The 18,169-nt window shown below is 39.9% G+C and carries 19 protein-coding genes and 1 pseudogene; 14 read left to right on the forward strand and 6 right to left on the reverse strand.

The annotated features are described in order from the left end of the window. Nucleotide 1 precedes the first annotated feature (1 nt). The 5 genes from CVS81_RS06335 to CVS81_RS06355 all read left to right on the forward strand — a co-directional run bounded on the left by CVS81_RS06335 (nucleotide 2) and on the right by CVS81_RS06355 (nucleotide 2,416). Nucleotides 2-214, forward strand: coding sequence for a cytochrome c oxidase, cbb3-type, CcoQ subunit (locus tag CVS81_RS06335; protein WP_002939259.1), 213 nt, complete (start codon nucleotides 2-4; stop codon nucleotides 212-214). Next, on the forward strand, nucleotides 202-1,065 hold the full coding sequence (locus CVS81_RS06340; protein ID WP_009294847.1) for a cbb3-type cytochrome c oxidase N-terminal domain-containing protein: 864 nt from the start codon (nucleotides 202-204) through the stop codon (nucleotides 1,063-1,065). The genes CVS81_RS06335 and CVS81_RS06340 overlap by 13 nt, the downstream gene beginning before the upstream one ends. Continuing rightward, nucleotides 1,065-1,277, forward strand: a complete 213-nt coding sequence (locus tag CVS81_RS06345; RefSeq protein WP_021084770.1) for a DUF4006 family protein — start codon at nucleotides 1,065-1,067, stop codon at nucleotides 1,275-1,277. The genes CVS81_RS06340 and CVS81_RS06345 overlap by 1 nt, the downstream gene beginning before the upstream one ends. 106 nt (nucleotides 1,278-1,383) lie before the next feature. After that, nucleotides 1,384-1,953 carry a hypothetical protein gene (locus tag CVS81_RS06350; RefSeq protein WP_107965440.1) on the forward strand — a complete coding sequence of 190 codons (570 nt, stop codon included), beginning with the start codon at nucleotides 1,384-1,386 and terminating at the stop codon, nucleotides 1,951-1,953. Then, nucleotides 1,946-2,416: a FixH family protein gene (locus CVS81_RS06355; protein WP_107965441.1), complete on the forward strand. Its 471-nt coding sequence runs from the start codon at nucleotides 1,946-1,948 to the stop codon at nucleotides 2,414-2,416. The genes CVS81_RS06350 and CVS81_RS06355 overlap by 8 nt, the downstream gene beginning before the upstream one ends. Nucleotides 2,417-2,584: 168 nt before the next feature. Here CVS81_RS06355 and CVS81_RS09785 read toward each other — a convergent pair whose 3' ends face one another. From CVS81_RS09785 to CVS81_RS06370, 3 genes are all read right to left on the reverse strand, one after another. Then, a complete protein-coding gene (locus CVS81_RS09785) occupies nucleotides 2,585-2,737 on the reverse strand; it encodes a hypothetical protein (protein ID WP_159070971.1) in 153 nt (50 codons plus the stop codon). 3 nt (nucleotides 2,738-2,740) lie between these two features. Next, nucleotides 2,741-3,901 carry a Na+/H+ antiporter NhaA gene (gene nhaA, locus CVS81_RS06360; RefSeq protein ID WP_107965442.1) on the reverse strand — a complete coding sequence of 387 codons (1,161 nt, stop codon included), beginning with the start codon at nucleotides 3,899-3,901 and terminating at the stop codon, nucleotides 2,741-2,743. Between the two features lie 340 nt (nucleotides 3,902-4,241). Continuing rightward, nucleotides 4,242-4,829 (reverse strand): flavin reductase, encoded by a 588-nt coding sequence (locus CVS81_RS06370; RefSeq protein ID WP_107965443.1) that lies wholly within the window; start codon nucleotides 4,827-4,829, stop codon nucleotides 4,242-4,244. Between the two features lie 150 nt (nucleotides 4,830-4,979). On the opposite strand from CVS81_RS06370, the gene CVS81_RS06375 reads away from it, so the two are divergent. From CVS81_RS06375 to CVS81_RS06405, 7 genes and pseudogenes are all read left to right on the forward strand, one after another. Beyond that, nucleotides 4,980-7,325, forward strand: a complete 2,346-nt coding sequence (locus CVS81_RS06375) for a PD-(D/E)XK nuclease family protein (protein ID WP_107965444.1) — start codon at nucleotides 4,980-4,982, stop codon at nucleotides 7,323-7,325. Beyond that, entirely contained in the window at nucleotides 7,322-10,141 is a 2,820-nt protein-coding gene (locus tag CVS81_RS06380) for a RecB-like helicase (protein WP_107965445.1), read from the forward strand. The genes CVS81_RS06375 and CVS81_RS06380 overlap by 4 nt, the downstream gene beginning before the upstream one ends. Nucleotides 10,142-10,221: 80 nt before the next feature. Next, nucleotides 10,222-10,650, forward strand: coding sequence for a 50S ribosomal protein L13 (gene rplM, locus CVS81_RS06385; protein ID WP_107965446.1), 429 nt, complete (start codon nucleotides 10,222-10,224; stop codon nucleotides 10,648-10,650). Between the two features lie 2 nt (nucleotides 10,651-10,652). Continuing rightward, nucleotides 10,653-11,042: a 30S ribosomal protein S9 gene (rpsI, locus tag CVS81_RS06390; protein WP_002939337.1), complete on the forward strand. Its 390-nt coding sequence runs from the start codon at nucleotides 10,653-10,655 to the stop codon at nucleotides 11,040-11,042. Between the two features lie 155 nt (nucleotides 11,043-11,197). After that, the gene (locus CVS81_RS06395; protein WP_107965447.1) at nucleotides 11,198-12,211 is read left to right on the forward strand and encodes an OmpA family protein; all 1,014 of its coding nucleotides are present in this window, start codon (nucleotides 11,198-11,200) and stop codon (nucleotides 12,209-12,211) included. Between the two features lie 72 nt (nucleotides 12,212-12,283). Then, nucleotides 12,284-12,922, forward strand: coding sequence for an HAD family hydrolase (locus CVS81_RS06400; RefSeq protein ID WP_107965448.1), 639 nt, complete (start codon nucleotides 12,284-12,286; stop codon nucleotides 12,920-12,922). A 304-nt stretch (nucleotides 12,923-13,226) separates the two neighbouring features. Next, nucleotides 13,227-13,514, forward strand: a pseudogene (locus CVS81_RS06405) (hypothetical protein); the annotation flags it as partial. 50 nt (nucleotides 13,515-13,564) lie between these two features. Here the strand turns inward: CVS81_RS06405 and CVS81_RS06410 are convergent. Both CVS81_RS06410 and CVS81_RS06415 read right to left on the reverse strand, forming a co-directional pair. Then, the gene (locus tag CVS81_RS06410) at nucleotides 13,565-14,704 is read right to left on the reverse strand and encodes an NAD(P)/FAD-dependent oxidoreductase (protein WP_107965449.1); all 1,140 of its coding nucleotides are present in this window, start codon (nucleotides 14,702-14,704) and stop codon (nucleotides 13,565-13,567) included. After that, the gene (locus CVS81_RS06415; protein ID WP_107965450.1) at nucleotides 14,701-16,002 is read right to left on the reverse strand and encodes an MFS transporter; all 1,302 of its coding nucleotides are present in this window, start codon (nucleotides 16,000-16,002) and stop codon (nucleotides 14,701-14,703) included. The genes CVS81_RS06410 and CVS81_RS06415 overlap by 4 nt, the downstream gene beginning before the upstream one ends. Nucleotides 16,003-16,114: 112 nt before the next feature. Here CVS81_RS06415 and CVS81_RS06420 point away from each other — a divergent pair, with 112 nt between their 5' ends. Both CVS81_RS06420 and CVS81_RS06425 read left to right on the forward strand, forming a co-directional pair. Next, nucleotides 16,115-16,756, forward strand: coding sequence for a non-canonical purine NTP pyrophosphatase (locus CVS81_RS06420; protein WP_107965451.1), 642 nt, complete (start codon nucleotides 16,115-16,117; stop codon nucleotides 16,754-16,756). Nucleotides 16,757-16,765: 9 nt separating this feature from the next. Continuing rightward, the gene (locus tag CVS81_RS06425) at nucleotides 16,766-17,440 is read left to right on the forward strand and encodes a hypothetical protein (protein ID WP_107965452.1); all 675 of its coding nucleotides are present in this window, start codon (nucleotides 16,766-16,768) and stop codon (nucleotides 17,438-17,440) included. On the opposite strand, the gene CVS81_RS06430 is transcribed toward CVS81_RS06425, so the two are convergent. Further along, on the reverse strand, nucleotides 17,437-18,159 hold the full coding sequence (locus CVS81_RS06430; RefSeq protein ID WP_107965453.1) for a tetratricopeptide repeat protein: 723 nt from the start codon (nucleotides 18,157-18,159) through the stop codon (nucleotides 17,437-17,439). The two genes, CVS81_RS06425 and CVS81_RS06430, sit on opposite strands and share 4 nt — an antisense overlap. Between the last annotated feature and the right edge of the window lie 10 nt (nucleotides 18,160-18,169).

Below are 18,169 nucleotides of genomic sequence, written 5' to 3' on the forward strand. Positions count from 1 at the left end.
GATGGAGAACATTAGAGAGTTTCAAGCTTATGGCTATTTTTTCTTGACAGCATTTTTGGCGATCACTTTGTATGCTTACTTTTTTCATCTTTATAAGAGCGAAAAAACTGGCAGAAGAAACTACGAAAAGTACTCAAAACTAGCGCTTAACGATGAGATCGGTGGCGAAATTTTAGAGCGTAAGGCTACAAAGGAGAGCGTATGCAATGGCTAAATTTAGAAGATAATGTAAATTTACTAGCTCTTATAGGAGCGGCTCTAATCATCGTGCTTACCATCGTTGTAGCTGGCAGGTACGTGGGGCAGATGAAGGTTAAAAAAGATGAGAGCGTTGAGCTTAGCGAGCACAACTGGGACGGCATAGGAGAATACAAAAACCCTGTCCCACTTGGCTGGGCGGTTGTTTTTTTGCTAGCGCTAGTTTGGGCGATCTGGTACTATTTGCTAGGCTACCCACTAAATTCTTACTCACAAATCGGCGAGTATAACAAAGAGGTTAAAGAGGCAAACGCTAAATTTGAAAAAGAGTATGCAAACCCAAGCAAAGAGACGCTTCACGCTATGGGCGAGAGCATCTATCTCGTGCAGTGCTCAGCATGTCACGGCATCACAGGCGATGGCATAGGCGGCAAGGCTGCAAATTTACAAATTTGGGGCAGCGAAAAAGGTATAGTCGAGACTATACTAAATGGCTCAAAAGGGCTTGATTATCCAATGGGTGAGATGCCAGCAGGCTTAGCTGACGCTGATGGCGCAAAGGCGATCGCAGCATACGTAGCTAAAGAGATAAGCGCGATAAAAAGCACTAAAAATGAAAATTTAGTAGCAACTGGCAAAGAGCTTTATGCTGCATGTGCGTCGTGCCACGGCGAAGATGGCAAGGGCATGGATGGCATGTCGGTTGATCTTAGCAAGTATGGCTCGGCTAGTTTTGTAGCTGACGTGCTAAATCGCGGCAAAAAAGGAGCGATCGGCACTATGCCTAAATTTAATGATGGCAGGCTAAATGAGATCCAGCAAAGCGCAGTTGGCGAGTACGTCATATCGCTATCAAAGGGCGAATAATGGAAAATAAAAATAGAAACATCTTTGCCTTAAATGGCATTAGCGGGTTTTTAATAGCGGTGGTGCTTTTGCTCTCTATCCTAGCGGTGCTTACATACGTTGGCATCGGCTTGCAAAAAGAGGTCGCAACTAAGCCTTACTCACTAAAAGATGCAGCTAGCATCGAGATGAAGAGCGTAGATAACGCTAAACACGTCATTGTAAAGGAGTAGCGATGCTAGGCATAATAGAAAAAGCCATTATCCTGCTAATAGTCGTCGCAGGCGCCATTTGTGCCTGGTCAGTACTTACGCCAAATCACCTATTTGTAGGCTGAGTTTGAAGAAATTTGCACTCATTTTTATCATTTTGCTCTGGCAAAATTTGGCTTGGGGTGCAAATTTTGTTATCAATGATGATGGAATTTTAAGCCAAAAAGTGAGCCAAAAACTAAATGAGATCGGCAGTGAGCTTTATCAAAAAAGCGGCATAAATTTAGTAGTTGGTGTGTATAAAGATGGCGAGCTGGACACGCTTTTTAAAGAGCAAAATTTAAGCTCGCCTTTTGTCTTCTTAGCGCTCATAAAAGATAAACAAAAGGTTGAAATTTTTAGCGATACAAACACTTCAAAGCTCTTTAATAAAGAGCAAATTCTAAGTGTAAATCCAGAATCAGGCACCATTATCCCCATTTTAGTCTCAAAAAACGGCAAAGATGTCTATAACGCCGCTATCTTAAACGGCTACGCTGATATCGCCGAGCAGATCGCAGAGAGCCTAAATTTAAAGCTAGAAAGTGGCATCGGTAGCTCAAACAAAACGACTTTAAATTTCTTGCGAATTTTTATCTACGGCTTGATAGCATTTTTTGTGCTCATCATCTTTTATAAAAAGGTAAAAAATGGCTAAAAAGAGCTTTTGGCCTTATGGTATCGTGCTTAGTATAGTTGCTATCATCTTGGCTTGTGCCGCAACCATCGTTGTTGCGATCAACAACCCAGTCGAGATGGATAGCGCTTATATGCAAAGTCATCAAAGCGTCGATGAAAATATCACATTTATAAAAGAGAGCGAGGCGAGATTTGATGAGAAATTTGACCTTAAATTTGAGCCAGAATTTAAAGGCCTGCAGGGTAAGTTTAAATTTCTCCTAACGCCAAAAAATGGCGAAATTTCAAGCCTTAGCTATGAAATTTTACTAACCCGCCCACAAACAAATAAAGACAACAAAACATTAAGCGCCTCATGGCAAGAAAACGAGCTTGTAAGCGAGAGTGTTGGACTAAAAGAGGGCAGGTGGCAGCTACTTTTAAGGCTAAGCGACAAGCAAGATACGAGATATTATAAATTTGATTTTAACGCTACAAAGTAAGTTAAATTTGCATCCAAAAGTTTTTAGCCAAGGTCAAAACCAAATAAATTTACCCGTAAATTTTACTTTCTAGCCAGCCAAAACTCCAGCTCAAACCTCTTTAAAGCCAAAATTTAAGCCCAAACGCTTGCTAGTCGTGACGTACTCTTTAAATTTATAGATTAGAGGCTACCAACTTTTAGTATCGATCTTTTCATCTTTTAACAAATTTTCATCCACAAAGATGCCAACTATCTTGCAAGTGACTATACAAAACCACTCCTTTATCTCACACTTTTCTACGATCGTTTCTATCTGTATCTTGCACTCTTTTATGCGCACGCTTTAGTTTTTGGCGCTAAATTTAAGCAATATAAACCCGACGGCGCCCGAAACTACCGAACCTAGCAAGATAGCGAGCTTGTCGGTGTAGGCAAAGGCGTCCGTGTCGTTGTAGGCTAGGCCGTTAACGAAAAGGCTCATCGTAAATCCTACGCCGCAAAGCACCGCGATGCCGTAAAGCTGGATGAAATTTGACCCTTCTGGCAGCTTAGCTAGTTTAAATTTGATCGCCAAAAAGCTAAAAGAAAATACCCCGACTTGCTTGCCGACGAAAAGCCCCAGCGCCGTGCCTAGCGCGACCGGAGACAAAATCTCGTCCAGTCCGACGCCTCGCAGTGAGATGCCTGCGTTTACGAAGGCAAATATCGGCAGCACGCCAAACGCCACCCAGCCGTGCAGGTCGTGCTCGATGCTTTTTAGCATAGATTTGCCCGGCTCGTCTTTAAAGCTAAGCGGTATGAAAAAGGCCGCCACCACGCCGGCAAGCGTGGCGTGAACGCCTGATTTTAGCACCGCTACCCACATCACCGCGCCTACGATTAGATAGGCCGCCTTGCTCTTTACGCCGAGTCTGTTTAGCACGAAAAGCGCGGCTAGACAAACGCTCGCGACCGCAAGCATTTGGGCGCTAAGCTCGCTCGTGTAAAATAGCGCGATAATCACGATCGCGCAAAGGTCGTCGACGATCGCTAGCGTCATGAGGAAAATTTTTAAACTAGTCGGTACGCGAGGCCCAAGTAGGCTCAAAATCCCCAGAGCAAACGCGATATCCGTCGCCGTCGGTATCGCCCAGCCGCCAAGCGCGAAGGAGTCGTGCTTCGTAAAAAGATAGAAGATAACCGCGGGCACTATCAGGCCGCCTGCCGCGCCGATCGCTGGCAGCGCGATTTGCGACGGATTTTTTAGCTCGCCCTCCAGCACCTCACGCTTTAGCTCAAGTCCGATGAGAAAGAAAAATACCGCCATCAACCCGTCGTTCACCCACAAGATCAGAGGTTTGCTTAGTCCGTATTCGCCGAAGCTCATGGTAAATTTGGTATTTAAAAATTCGTTGTAAAAATCGCTCAAAAACGTATTTTGACACAGTAGCGCCGCGACCGTAGCGATCATCAGCAAAATCCCGCCGCTGGCTTCGTGTTTTAAAAACTCTTTTATTCCGCCCATTTTGCTTCCTTTTTATAAATTTTGGCGATTATAGCGTATTTTTACGCTCGCATAAAATTCGGGCGAATTTGGCTATAATCAAGTCAAATTTAAAGGTAAATTTAGTAGACGAGTCGCTAAAATTTACCATGCCGCGCTTGCGGGAGCGGGACGCTTGCGCATGGTTTTTATAGATTAAGGAGCGAAAATGAATGAAATTTTAGATATATGTAAGCGTGCAAAGGCTGTTTGCGGCGAGCTTTTGAGACTTGATAGCAGGGCTAAATTTGCATCCAAAAGTTTTTAGCCAAGGTCAAAATCAAATTTAAATTTTTACTTTCTAGCCAGCCAAAACTCCAGCTCAAACCTCTTTAAAATCAAAATTTAAGCCCAAACGCTTGCTAGTCGTGACGTACTCTTTAAATTTATAGATTAGAGGCGACCAACTTTTAGTATCGATCTTTTCATCTTTTAACAAATTTTCATCCACAAAGATGCCAACTATCTTGCAAGTGACTATGCAAAACCACTCTTTTATCTCGCACTTTTCTACGATCGTTTCTATCTGTATCTTGCACTCTTTTATACGCACGCTTTTTACCTTTACGCCTGGCTCTTTGTGTAAATTTGCTACCTTAAATTTATCACTTTCATAGCTGTATCCAAGGGCTCTTTTCTCCTCTGGCACGTCCTTGTCGCCTGTTAGTTTTTCTATCTTTTTTATAGCTTCAAGCAAGCTCTCGTCACATAAATTTAGCGTGATATCTGAGCCATTTTGGATATTTTTATAGCCTTTGTTATCAACTCCGATGCCAAGCACCACACTATCTCCTAGCGTCCAAGACGATGAAAGCACAGTGATATCATCTCGCCCTTTTTGATCTTGTGTGGTGGCAAGCAAAACTGGAAAGCCGTAGTAAAAGCCAGATCTGTTTAACTCTTTATGCATTTTTGCTCCTTTTTGAAATTGTAGCCCTCAGCACTTTAAGGCTTAAATTTTTAATGAATTTAGAAAAATTTTCAAAGCTTAGCTTAAGTGAGAAAAAGCGCTCTTTTATCAGCTTTTGGCTATCATTTTTTAAAAATTTAAGAGAGAAAAATGCGCAATCTAAATCAACTTTTCGTCTTTACAAACTCGCGTAAGATCAGGGAATTTAACGCTGGTTTTAACGACGAGCTAATCCCAAAAAGTCTAAGCATCGCTGAGTTTTATAAAAAGGCCGTTTTTGTAAATGGCCGCTTTGAGTGCGATAGCACCTACGCTTTAGTGCTTATGAACAGAGCCTGTGCCAGCGTCAAAGAGGCAAACTCGGTGCTTAAAATCCCAACTGAGTTTTTTGAGTTTTTGAAAAACAACGACTATCTTTTTTCATTTTTTAAAGAGCTTGCCATCAGTAAAAAGAGTATCGCAGATATTAAATTTAACGATATTTACGCTGATTTTGAAGAGCATTTAAGCATCCTTGAGGCGGTTTTAAAAGAGTATGAGAGCTTGCTTGATAAAGAAGATCTTTATGATGATATAACCCTACCAAAAATTTACTCGATAAATGAAGCTTACATAAGAAGTTTTAGTGAAATTTCACTGCATATCGATGGCATTTTAAGCGAGTTTGAGTGGGAAATTTTAGAAAAAATCTCAAAACTAACAACGCTAAAGATCATCTTTCAAACTAGCGTTTTTAATAAAAAACTAATAGAAAAGATAAGGCAAATTTCAGCCATTAATGAGTTTGAAAACTATAAAAAATATGAGCTAAATTTAAACACAAACGAGCTAACTTGCCTAGAAAATATCACAAAATTTGAGCCAGTTTTAGTAAGAAATTTCGCCACAAGAAGCTTGCAGTGCGCATACGCTATGGCAAAGGCGAGCCAGTTTGTGCGTGAGGGCATAAAGCCTGAAAATATCGCTGTCATCTTGCCAGATGAAGGCTTTAGCGAGATTTTAAGGCTTCATGATAGCGCTAAAATTTTTAACTACGCCATGGGTGAGAGCTTTAAAAATACAAAATTTTACGAAGCGCTTTACTACATCACAAGAGCGATCAATGAAGAGGCAAGCCCAGTTTTTGATCAAAGTAAGTGTGAGAGCTACGAGGAGCTTGGATTTATTTTAAGCGAATTTGGCGTGAGCGAGCAGCTTTTTGAGAAATTTAGGGCTAGTTATTTTGAGGTGTGTGAATTTAGCAAATTTAAAGAGCTAATAGATGAGCTTTTGGTGCTTGAAAATGAGCCAAGGTGCGAAGAGAAGCTCGCACTTGAGCTTTTTAGGATGGAGAATTTATGCAGGTATTTTAGCTTTAGTCTAAAGCAGCTAAGTGAGATTTTCTTGCTAAATATCTCGCGCCTAAGCATCGACGACGTGGGCGGTGGAAAGATCAGCGTCATGGGCATGCTAGAGAGCCGTGGGATGAAATTTGATGGCGTTATCATAGTTGATTTTAACGATAACTTCATCCCAGCAAGAAGCGCAAACGAGATGTTTTTAAACTCAAAAGTGAGGCAAAAAGCGGGGCTTATAAGCTACATTGAGCGCGAGAATTTGCAGAGATTTTACTACGAAAGCCTCATAAATAACGCCAAAAAAGTGGCGATAAGCTGCTGCGTAAATGAGGAGAGCATACCTTCAAGATTTTTAAAAAATTTCAAAACGATAAAAGATGAAAAATTTAGCGATGAGGCCTATTTAAAGCTATTTTTAAAAGGGGACGCGAGCTTAAATTTAAGTGACGATGAGGTTATTTTAGAGCATGATTTCTTCGCAAACCCACTCTCTTTTTCGACGCTAAATTTATTTCTAACCTGTCCAAGAAAATACTACTACACAAAGATAGCTCACATAGATGCGCCAAAAGGTGTAGCAAAAGAGCTTGGCACAAAGCAAGGAAATAGCGTTCATAGCGCACTTTTTGAATACTATACGAGTGAGTTTTATAAGCAAAATAACACCTTTGATCTAGCCGTTTTTAAAGAGATATTAGTAAAGCAAAATCTTACGCCACTTGAGTTTGAAATTTGGACGCATAAATTTAAAGAGTATGAAATTTATGAAAACGAGCGTTTAAGGGCTGGTTTTAGGGTGCTTGAGTGCGAAAAAGAAGTGCAAAGCGAGTTTTGTGGCGTGCAGATAAAGGGATTTATCGATAGGATCGATGCAGACGCAAACGGCGATGTGCTTATACTTGATTACAAAACGGGCGAGGCAAATGTAAATTCGCTCCAGCTTGCCTTTTATGAAGCACTTTACGGCGGAGAGGTGCGAAGTGCCTACTATGCCCTAAAAAACGAGCCTAGCTTAGTTAGCTCAAAAAAAAGCGTAGAGGATTTAAGCGGCGAGATAGAAAAGCTAAAAGCCATAAACAAAACCAAGATAAATTTTGAAAGAAAGAGCGGTGCTTGCGCATTTTGCGAATACGTCACACTTTGTAGGAGAGAGTTATGAAAAATTTTTTAGCCCTAAAAGCAAGCGCTGGAAGCGGTAAGACCTTTGCGCTGAGCGTTCGCTACATCGCTTTGGTGCTTCGAGGCGAAAATATAAACGAGATCGTCGCTCTAACTTTTACAAAAAAGGCAGCAAACGAGATGAAAGAGCGCATAATCGCTACTTTTTTGGACTTGCAAAACAAAAAAGGCGAGCTTGAAGCGGTGTGCGAGGAGCTTGGTATAAGCCAAGATGAGGCGGTAAAAAGGCGAGATGAGCGCCTTGGCGTCTTTTTGCAAAGTGAGCTAAAAATTTATACATTTGATGCGTTTTTCTCTGGAATTTTGAAGAAATTTAGCCAAAATTTAGGCATTAGCCCTGATTACAGCGTGCAAGATAGCCTGCAAGATCTGGCGTGGAAAAAATTTGTAAAAGAGGCTAGTAAGGATAAAAAGCTTCTTAGTGAGCTAGCCTTAATGATGATCATTTCAAGCCAAAAAGAGACTAGCTTTTCGCAGACTTTGGCGAAATTTTATGAGAGTTTTGGCGGCGAGCTAAAAGATAGTGGCGCAAGCTATCCAGATGATAGCAAGGTAAGGGCGGCGCAAAGGGCGATAAATGAGTATATAGCCTTGCAAAATGGCGCTAGCGATGTAGCTAAAAAGACATTTAGTGAGCAGAATTTATTTGAGCTATTTAAGAGTAAGGTTTTTGCGCGTGAGAGCCTAAACTACCGCACTTTTAGCAAAATTTACACTCCTGAGCTTGATAGGCTCTTTTTTGAGCTAAAAGAGGCAGCGAAAAACTACATTTTAGAGATCGAAAAGTATAGGCTAAGTGGCTTTAGCAAGCTATTAAAGCTTTATAAGGCGTCAAATTTAGAGCTAAACAAAGAGATAAATGCGCTAAGTTTTGCTGATATAAACAAGCTGGTTTTTAAGCTTTTGGTGCAAAGCTTAGACAAAGAGGCGCTTTACTTTAGGCTCGATGGCAGGATAAATCACCTCTTAGTCGATGAGTTTCAAGATACAAACGTGATCCAGTATGAGATCATCTTGCCATTAATCGCTGAAATCGTCTCTGGATACGGACAAAACGGACTTGGAAGCTTCTTTTACGTGGGCGACACGAAGCAGAGCATCTATAAATTTAGGGGTGGCAAAAAGGAGCTTTTTGACAAGCTTGGAGATGATTTTACTCAGATAGATATAGAAAATTTGCCAAGCAACTACCGCAGTTTAAAGGCTTTGGTGAAATTTAATAATGCCGTTTTTGAAGAAATTTATCATAGATATGGGCTTAGTTTTGAGCCACAAGAGCCAGCTAAAAAAGATGAGACGCTAAGCTACGAGGTAAGTGGCGAGTGCGAGTATTTTGAAGTAGAAAAAGATGACTACGGCTACTTGCGTGTGCTAAGTAATGAAGATATCGCAGGTGCGGTCGTTTCGCAGGCAAGTGAGCTTTTAAAAGCTGGTGTAAATGCAAGCGATATAACCGTGCTTTGCTGGAAAAATAGCGACATTAGTCTCATCTCAGAAGTGCTTAGTAGCGTAGGGATAAAAAGCGTCAATGAAGGCACTTTGGAGCTAAAAAGAACGCCACTTGTCGCTGCGATCATCGAGTATGCGAAATTTTGCCTCTTTAAAGAAGAAATTTATGAAAAAAATGTAAAAGCACTAGTAAATGCAAACGTAAAAAAGCTAAATATAAAGCCAGAAGTGAGCGCGACAAATAGCCTATTTTACCTAGCTAAAAATTTAGGCATAAGCATGGCAGACGTTGATATTTTAAGGCTATTTGAGCTAAGCGTGGGGTATAAAAATTTAAGTGATTTTATATTTAACCTTGAAAGCTTTAGCTCTAAAATCAGCCCAAAAAGTAGCGACGGCGTGAGAGTGATGACCGTGCATAAGTCGAAGGGGCTTGAGTTTGCTCACGTCATAGTTTGCGACATGATGGGCAAGGGCAGGGGCGATGACTCAAATTTCATCACCGAATACAGCGAAAAGGGCGAGTGGATCGTAAAGAGTAAAATTTCAGGTAGAGAAAATTTTGATAGCGACTATGCAAGCGTTTTAGAGCAGATGAAAGAGCTTGAAAAGCAAGAAAATATCAATAAAATTTATGTCGCTTTCACAAGGGCAACAAAGTCGCTCATCATAATCAAGCAAGCCGTCCCAAGCGGAAATAGCCCAAGCTTTTTTTCATTTTACACAAGAAGCGACAAGAGCGAGGCAAATGACTATCTTGATCTAAAAGAGTTTAGTTTTGGCAAAATTTTGCCTAGTAAAACTGAGCAAAAAGAACTAAAAAAAGATGAAAAAATGCCTGAAATTTTAAAGATAGAGAGGCAAGAGGTTGAGGCGAAAGAGCAAAAGACGAGTGGTAAAAACTTAAGTGCAATATATTTTGGTCTGGCGTTTCACTATCTGCTTGAGATGAGCGAGAAATTTGATGAAATTTCACTAGAAAAAGCTAAAAATTTGATGCTAAATAAATTTCATAAATTTTTGCCACTTGAAGCACTTGAAGATGTCTTTGTTAGGGCAAAAATGCTTATAAGTGAGCCAAAATTTATAGAGTGCATAAAAGACAAAAAAATTTATAAAGAGCAGCCATTTAAAGTGAAAAATGAGCTAAAGCAGATGGATCTTTTTTGCTTTAATGAGCGTGAAATTTGTGTGATTGATTATAAAACGACAGATAAAAATATAGAAGAGAACAAAAAGCAGGTAAAAGAGTATAAAGATGCGCTTGCTAAATTTTATGAAAAACATAGTATAATCGCCGTCATCTTCTATGCTCTTAAAGGCAAAATTTCATATATTGAAGTTTAAACGCTACTTAATTTAAGCTTTGTCAAAGCATTCTTTAAATACAATCACAACTCAAAAATTAACTTGGCAAAGGTAAGAAAATGACAAAAATAACAAAGCCAAACGAAGTTAAGCGAGACTGGATCGTAGTTGATGCAGCTGGTAAGCGCTTTGGTAGATTGCTAACTGAGGTAGCAACTATACTTCGTGGCAAAAACAAACCATGCTTCACGCCAAACGTAGATTGTGGCGACTATGTTATCATCATAAATGCTTCTAAAGTAGAATTTACTGGTAATAACAAAGCTGAAGATAAACTTTATCACAGACACTCAGGATATTTTGGCAGCGTAAAGAGCGATAAATTTGGCGATTTGATAGCAAATAAGCCAGAAAAACTATTTAAATTAGCTGTTCGTGGCATGCTTCCAAAGACAAAACTTGGAAGAGAGATGATAAAAAAACTAAAAGTTTATGCTGGCAGTGAGCATCCTCATACGGCACAAATAGCTAAAAAAGAAGGAAAATAATTATGGCAAAAGTTTATGCAACTGGTAAAAGAAAAACTGCCGTAGCAAAGGTTTGGATAAAGTCTGGAAGCGGTAAAATCGTAGTAAATGGTATGGATCTTAACACTTGGCTTGGCGGTCACGAGGCTATCAAGCTTAAAGTTATTCAACCACTTTTAGTAACAAAACAAGAGAGTTTAATAGACGTAGTAGCTACAACTTTAGGTGGCGGTTATTCAGCACAAGCTGAGGCTTTAAGACACGGCATTTCACGTGCTTTAGCTGATATGGATGCTGATTTTAGAGCGGCACTTAAACCAAAAGGCTTGCTAACTAGAGATTCTCGTGTTGTTGAACGTAAGAAATTTGGTAGAAGAAAGGCTAGAAGAAGCCCACAATTCTCTAAACGTTAATGGTTTTTTGCAAGTGCTTTTGCATTTGCAAAATTTAGGTTATGTAAATTGTCAGATTTACATTAAGAATTTGGTTATAATTTAAAGTTGATTTATTTTTATTTAGGTAAAATTATAGTCAACATTAAAAATCCCTATTTGAAAGGAATTCTATTATGAAAAAGATTGCTTTAGCTATGGTTGCCGCAACAGCGGTTTTTGCGTCTAACGCAGCATACAACTATGAGATCACTCCAACTATCGGTGGTGTTCATCCAGAAGGAAATCTACGTGTAAAAGACCACAACTTTGTTGGTATTAGAGCGGCTAGAAACCTTGAAGATTTCTTCTTTGATCAAGTTGAGCTTGGTGTTGATTACTCTCAAAAACTAAAAGAGAGAACAGGTAACGTTGTAAGAGAGGGTAGAGCTCTTAGATACCACGCCAACCTTGTAAAAAATATCGTTGACTTTGGACCAGTTAGCCTATATGGTTTAATCGGTGCTGGTTATGAAGATGTTCCAGCTATTTTTGTTAAAAATGAAGATGGCGGCTTTGGTCAATATGGTCTTGGTTTAAGATACCAAGTAACAGATAGATTTGCTCTTAAAGCAGAGGCAAGAGATGCTATCAAATTTGAGCATGCTGATCACAACCTATTCTATTCACTAGGCTTTGGCATCGGTCTTGATTCAAAAGCAGCTCCAGTTGTAGCAGCAGCTCCAGCAGCTCCAACAACAGCTCCAGCTCCAGTTCTTGATGATGACAATGATGGCGTGCCAAATGATATCGATCAATGCCCTAACACTCCAGCTGGTGTAGTTGTTGACGAAAGAGGATGCGAGAAAGTTATCGTTCTTAGAGATTTAGATGTTAACTTCGCATTTGATAGCTACAAAGTTGGACCAAAATATGCAGCTGAGATCAAAAAAGTTGCTGACTTTATGGGCGAACACCCAGATTATAAAGTTGTACTTGCTGGTCACACTGATAGCGTAGGTGCAGAAGCTTACAACCAAAAACTATCTGAAAAAAGAGCAAAAGCAGTGGCTGAGGTTCTTGCTGGTTACGGCGTAGAAAAAGCTAAAATTTCTACAGTTGGTTACGGCGAACTTAAACCAATCGCTACAAACAAAACTAAAGAAGGTCGCGCTCAAAACAGACGTGTTGAAGCTACTTTCAATAAATAATTTTATTATTTAAAATTACTTCTTTAGGGCTTGGCTTCGGCTGAGCCCTTTTTTATTTCTGCGGAGAATTTCATGAAAAAAACTATACTTTTTGACTTAGATGGCACACTTATAGACTCTACTTCTGCTATTTTAAAAGGTTTTGATACGGCATTTTTAGCTCACGACAAGAAAGAGCCTGATCATGATGCGCTAAAATCTCTAGTAGGATATCCGCTTGAAATAATGTTTGAAAAACTTGGTGCCAAGAAGAATTTAATAGGTGAATATGTAAAAGAGTATAAAGCTTGCTACGAGAAGATCTATTTAGATGAGACTGTGCTTTTAGCGTATGCTATGGATGCTTTAAAAGAAGCTCGCACGTTTGCTGATGTTGGTGTTGTTACGACAAAGACATCAAAATTTTCTATCATTTTACTTGAACATTTGGGCGTTATGAAATTTATAAAAACGGTTGTCGGACGAGATGATGTAGTAAATCCAAAACCAGATCCAGAACCTATAAATTTAGCTTTAAAGAGACTAGAAAAAGAAAAAGATAATGCCTTTATGATTGGCGATACTATCATGGATCTAAAGGCTGCTAAAGCTGCTCTTATAACGGGCGTTGGCCTTACATGCGGATATGGTAAAGAGTCCGATTTAAGGCAGTTTAGCGAGCATATATTTGCAAATCCACATGAGGCTGTTGGTTTTATAAAAGAAGCTTGATAGTTAAATTTTATTAAAACTTCTGAGTCTGATACCATTTAAACGTAAATTTATTCATAAATTTTTGTTTTAACTTATTATAAAATGCTTTGATGGACCAAAAATAATTTTCTAATTTCATATCAAAATGTCTGCTGCTATTTTATTAATCTAGATAATTCTTGCTTTTAGTAAATTCTGCATTTGATTTGTTGTTTTAGATAAATTTGCTAGCAAAATATGCCAACTAATATGCTCGTATTAGAATTTATTAGTTAGAGACTTTGTTGGTCTCAAAAAAAGCCAGAATTTATAGACATAGCACTTAATCGAAGCTGGCGTGGAGGCTGAGTTTGTCTATAAGATAAGCGAGGGCAGACCAAACGTTGAAGATAGACTTAAAAATGGCGATATAGCACTTGTTATAAATACAAGCGATACTAAATCAAGCGTGGATGATGGCAAAAAGATCCGCCAAAATGTGCTTAGATTTAAGATCCCATACTTTACAACTATCCGCGCAGCACTTGCAGCTGCCAAGTCGCTAAGCACAGTTCAAACTGGCAAAGCACTTGAGGTAAAAAGCTTGCAAGAGTATCTAAGCGAGAGATAGTAATTTTAGTGGCAGTTTTATCTGTCACTCTAAATTTCACTTCTATTTAATTAACTATTTTTTAAAGCGCTAGCTACCTTTAAAGCACTTACAAATGCAAAATGCAAGTTATATCCTCCAAGCATGCCAGTGATATCTAAAACTTCACCTATAAAATAAAGTCCTTTTACGCTTTTACACTCTAAATTTTCATCTAAAAAATTAGTCTTTACACCACCTTTTGTAACTTCAGCCCTTTCAAAGCCAAATGTCCCAGCTGGGGCAAATTCGTAAGCAAAAAGTCTTTTTATGATGCTCTTTTCATCATCACTAAATTCATAATAAGCTCTATCTTTTAAACCAAAATTTCTTAAAAACTCCAGCACAAATCTCTTTGGCAAAGGCAAAACTGAGCTAAGCTGCTTTTTACCATTTACTAAATTTTTCTCACTAAATTTGGGCAAAAAATTTATGCAAATTCGACCCTTTTGCCAAAAGAGTGAGGCGTTTAGTATAGCTGGACCGCTTATGCCTCTATGTGTAAAAAGCAGATCGCCACTAAATTTATAGCTCTCGTTTTTGGTATTTATCACTACATCCGCGCTTAGACTAACGCCGCTAAGCTCTTTAAACCAAAACTCATCTTTTTGCACGCTAAAGCCAACAAGGGCAGGGGTGGTAGGTGAGAGCTCAAGGTCAAATTCGCTAGCTATTTTATATCCAACATCGTTTGCACCAAGGGCTTTGTAGCTTAGTCCGCCACTTGCGATGACTAAATTTTTGGCTCTAAATTTCTCATCTCTCGTTGAAATTTCAAAAATTTCATTTACTTTTTTGGCGCCAAGAACCTCTTTGTTATAAAAAATCTCTGCATTTTGCCTTTTTAAAAGCAGGCTCAAAACGCTCTTTGCACCGCTATCACAGAAAAATTGATTTTGCTTTTGCTCGCTAAATTTAAGCTCACTAAAAAATTTCAAAACCTGATCAGGGCTTAGTGCCTTTAAAATTTGCTCTATAAATTTCTGCTCGCCAAGGTAGTTTTTAGCGCTTACGAAGCGGTTTGTGATGTTGCATCTGCCGCCCCCGCTTGCCAAGATCTTTTTGCCAGCACTGCTGTTTTTTTCTAAAATGGCAACCTTTTTGCCCTTTAAATTTGCCCCTAAAAAGAGCCCGCTAGCGCCAGCACCAACGATGATGACGTCGTAGATCAAAACTTCAAGCTCTCTTTTAAGGCCGCCTCGCTTGTTAGGCGAGAGTCAAATTTGATCACTTGATTTTTCTCGTTTTTGTAATAATCCACCACGCCTTTTTGGCTATTTAGAAGCTCTAAATTTAAGCTCGCTTCTGGGCTTAGGTAGATATTTTTAAAAATTCTTGGGTCATTTAGGCTAAATAGCAAAACAAGCCAGATCACGCAAAGCACCACGCAGACGATGGCAAGCACTTTAAAGTTAAAGGTGTGCATGATGTATCCGCCAAACGCGCCCCCAACGAAGCTTCCAAAGTAGCCAAATGAGTTAAAGATGCCAAGAGCGGTGCCTTTTTGTGAGGATTTTACAAATTTGGTCGCGGTTGATTGCATGATTGGCTCGTGGAGGTTGAAACCTATAAAAAATATCGCGATGCCAACCACAAAGATAAATTTCGTAAAGCTAAGGGCAAAAATGGCGTAGGTTAGGGCAAAAAGCAGCGTGCCAGCTATTAAGATGACCTTGCTAAGCCCCTTGCCATCGCCCAAAGCGCCAGCTAGCCCCATAGCTAAAAAGCCAAGCACGGCACCAAGCGTATAGACCTTGTAAAGCTCGCTGCTCTCATAGCCATACTCTTTTACCAAAACGATCGGGATCACTAAAAATGCGATACTTGTGAGCATCTTTTGCATGAAAGAGGTGAAATTTATGATCATGTAGTCTTTTTGTAAAAAGAGCTTGCTAAATGGCACCTTCTCGGCCTTTGCGCTCACTTTTATCTCTTTTGGCACGACGGTGTAGAGTAGCACGACGCAAAGCAAGCTAAGTGCGGCGCTTAGATAAAATAGGCTTGAAAGCCCGTAGTCCTTAGCAAGAAGCGGTCCAAGCACCATCGAAAGCGTGAAGCTAAGTCCTATAAAAGCGCCCATTATCGCCATGGCTTTTGAGCGGTTTTCTTCAGCTACAAAGTCGCTTATCATCGCTGTTGCAACCGCTCCCACAGCTCCCACACCTTGTAAAAATCTACCAAAAAGCATCGTGTAAATTTCACTTGCCAGTGCGCAGACGATAGAGCCAGCCACAAAGATCAAAAGACCGATGGTTAGGGCTTTTTTGCGGCCGATCTTATCTGAGAGAGCGCCAAAAGGCACTTGAAATATCATCTGTGAGATCGCATAGACGCCTACTATTAGCCCCACTAAAAATTCATTTGCTCCGCGTAAATTTAGCGCATAGAGGCTAAGCACCGGTAGGACTATGAAAAGACCAAAAAATCTGCTAGCTACGATAAAAGATAGTGGCAAAACGCTTTTTAACATAAATTTTCCCTTATTTTTAAAAGGACTAAGTTTATCATTTTAACACTAATTTAAATTTAAAAATTTAATCTACTTTTTTGTAAAATACGCCCAAAAATCAAGGAGTTTTGCGATGAAAATCGTGCTTGCGACATCAAATTTAGACAAAGTAAAAGAGATAAAAGAGTTTTTAAAAGGCTATGAAATTTACGCACTAAGCGAGATTGTAAAGCCATTTGAGATCGTTGAAGATGGCAGCACTTTTCAAGCAAATGCACTCATAAAGTCAAAAGCTGTTTTTGCAAAGCTTAAAGAGCAAGGGCTTGATAGCGAGTTTATCGCGCTTAGTGATGATAGCGGCATCAGCGTTGATGCGCTTGGTGGCGAGCCAGGGATCTACTCAGCTCGCTACTTTGACCTTGATGAAAATGGCAAAGTGTGCGGCAAAAACGCAAATGACGCAAACAACAGAGCAAAGCTAATTGGCAAGTTAAAGGCACTAAATTTAAAGAGCTCACCAGCTCACTACACCGCCTGTATCGCTATTAGTTCAAAATTTGGCGACTACACGACGCATGGCTTTATGTATGGTGAGGCGATAGATGAGGAGCGCGGCACAAACGGCTTTGGCTACGACGCACTCTTTATCCCAGATGGCTTTACAAAGACGCTTGGCGAGCTAGATAACGAGACAAAGCTTAAAATTTCTCACCGCTCAAAGGGGCTAGAGCTTGCAAATTTCGCGCTAAAGAGTCTAAAGAAAAACTACAAATAAGCTATTTTTATGAAGAAAATTTTACTTTTTATATTTCTTGCTTTTGGCATTTTGGCGGCGAGCGAGTATAGGGCGCTTGAAGATAAAAGTATAGTTTATAAAGATGAAAATGGCAATGGAAAGATCGACTACATAGCACTTTTTAAGGCAACGGACGAGCTATTTATCTATGCAAGAGCATATCCTTTGAAATTTAAAGATGAGCAGCAAAAGCAGGTGGCGTTTAGTGATCTTTTAAAGGTTGAGAAAATTTTTGACTTTATGGAGGAAGAGGGCTTTGCTAAGAGCTTAGGCGGGCAAGAAGGTGAGTATTTTAAAATTTGCCAAGCCAGGATCCACGTGATGAAGCATAACTTTGACGTGCATGGCGAGGCTAAGAAGGCCGATAAAATTTACGGCGAGCTTATAAATTTGATGCCAAATAATGGGGAAATTTATGCTGAATTTGCTGATTTTTTAGCAAATTCTAACCGCTTAGACCTAGCAGAGCAAAACTATGATAAAGCTATAAATTTAGGCGTGAAAAGGGCAAATTTAGGCCTTGCGCTAGTAAAGCTTGCTAGGATGGATCAAAAAGGCGCGCTGCCACACTTAGAAGAGTATCTAAAAAGCTACGCAGATGATGAGTTTGCCAAGATGCTAGCAAGCTCTATAAAAGAGGGCACGCTAAAGGTAGAGCCCTAGTTAAGCTCCTTTAGCCCTTTGCTGGCTCGCTCCAAAAGATCCAGTGCGCGCGGGTTTTGCTCCTTGCCTTTTAAAATTTCAAGCACCTTTTTGTAGTTTTTGGCAGCTTCGTCCTTTTGCTCAAGCTTTGCTAGGTCGTTAGCAAGCTCTACTAAAAGCTCTGATCGCACAAGCTCGTTACTACTTAACTCTGGCGTGATGTCAAGTAAATTTAACGCTAAAATGTGGTTTTCGTAGGCTTTTGCAAAGTCATTTTTCATGTAGTAGGTGCTGCCGATGGACTTTATGCAAAGCAGCTCGTCACGCATCGGCGTATTTGAGTTGGTGTCATAAATTTTTTGAGCTTCATAAAAGCTAGCAAGCGCCTCGTCGTATTTGCCTAGCATCTTTTCTGCTGCGCCTATGTTTTGATAAGAGCGAGCTAGTAGCAGCTTGTCGCTAACGTTTGCCGCGAGCTCTAGGGCTCTTTTGGAAAGCTCTAACGCCTTTTGAGGCTTTTTATTTACCATGCAAATGCTGGCGCCATTTATTAGCGAAGTGATCGCCTGCTCGGTGTTGCCCTCTTTTAAGCAGACATCAGTCGCTTGCTCGGCTAAATTTATGGCTCTCTCCAAAATTCTATCACTTTTATAAAACTCATTTACGCTTTCTTGCACTAGCTCGTCGCAGCTACTTGCAAAGAGGCAAATAGGCGCTAAAAATGGCAAAATTTTCTTCATCTTTTCTCCT

Origin of the sequence: Campylobacter concisus, from assembly GCF_003049065.1 — a bacterium.
GTDB lineage: Bacteria > Campylobacterota > Campylobacteria > Campylobacterales > Campylobacteraceae > Campylobacter_A > Campylobacter_A concisus_BE.

What these genes read in the sequence shown, in the direction of transcription:
- CVS81_RS06400 (WP_107965448.1), top strand. Translation starts at nt 12,284, where the DNA reads ATGAAAAAAACTATACTTTTTGACTTAGATGGCACACTTATAGACTCT.
- rplM (WP_107965446.1), top strand. Translation starts at nt 10,222, where the DNA reads ATGACAAAAATAACAAAGCCAAACGAAGTTAAGCGAGACTGGATCGTA.
- CVS81_RS06340 (WP_009294847.1), top strand. Translation starts at nt 202, where the DNA reads ATGCAATGGCTAAATTTAGAAGATAATGTAAATTTACTAGCTCTTATA.
- nhaA (WP_107965442.1), bottom strand. Translation starts at nt 3,901, where the DNA reads ATGGGCGGAATAAAAGAGTTTTTAAAACACGAAGCCAGCGGCGGGATT.
- CVS81_RS06420 (WP_107965451.1), top strand. Translation starts at nt 16,115, where the DNA reads ATGAAAATCGTGCTTGCGACATCAAATTTAGACAAAGTAAAAGAGATA.
- CVS81_RS06395 (WP_107965447.1), top strand. Translation starts at nt 11,198, where the DNA reads ATGAAAAAGATTGCTTTAGCTATGGTTGCCGCAACAGCGGTTTTTGCG.
- CVS81_RS06335 (WP_002939259.1), top strand. Translation starts at nt 2, where the DNA reads ATGGAGAACATTAGAGAGTTTCAAGCTTATGGCTATTTTTTCTTGACA.
- CVS81_RS06370 (WP_107965443.1), bottom strand. Translation starts at nt 4,829, where the DNA reads ATGCATAAAGAGTTAAACAGATCTGGCTTTTACTACGGCTTTCCAGTT.
- CVS81_RS06355 (WP_107965441.1), top strand. Translation starts at nt 1,946, where the DNA reads ATGGCTAAAAAGAGCTTTTGGCCTTATGGTATCGTGCTTAGTATAGTT.
- CVS81_RS06380 (WP_107965445.1), top strand. Translation starts at nt 7,322, where the DNA reads ATGAAAAATTTTTTAGCCCTAAAAGCAAGCGCTGGAAGCGGTAAGACC.
- CVS81_RS06375 (WP_107965444.1), top strand. Translation starts at nt 4,980, where the DNA reads ATGCGCAATCTAAATCAACTTTTCGTCTTTACAAACTCGCGTAAGATC.
- CVS81_RS06425 (WP_107965452.1), top strand. Translation starts at nt 16,766, where the DNA reads ATGAAGAAAATTTTACTTTTTATATTTCTTGCTTTTGGCATTTTGGCG.
- rpsI (WP_002939337.1), top strand. Translation starts at nt 10,653, where the DNA reads ATGGCAAAAGTTTATGCAACTGGTAAAAGAAAAACTGCCGTAGCAAAG.
- CVS81_RS06430 (WP_107965453.1), bottom strand. Translation starts at nt 18,159, where the DNA reads ATGAAGAAAATTTTGCCATTTTTAGCGCCTATTTGCCTCTTTGCAAGT.
- CVS81_RS06415 (WP_107965450.1), bottom strand. Translation starts at nt 16,002, where the DNA reads ATGTTAAAAAGCGTTTTGCCACTATCTTTTATCGTAGCTAGCAGATTT.
- CVS81_RS06345 (WP_021084770.1), top strand. Translation starts at nt 1,065, where the DNA reads ATGGAAAATAAAAATAGAAACATCTTTGCCTTAAATGGCATTAGCGGG.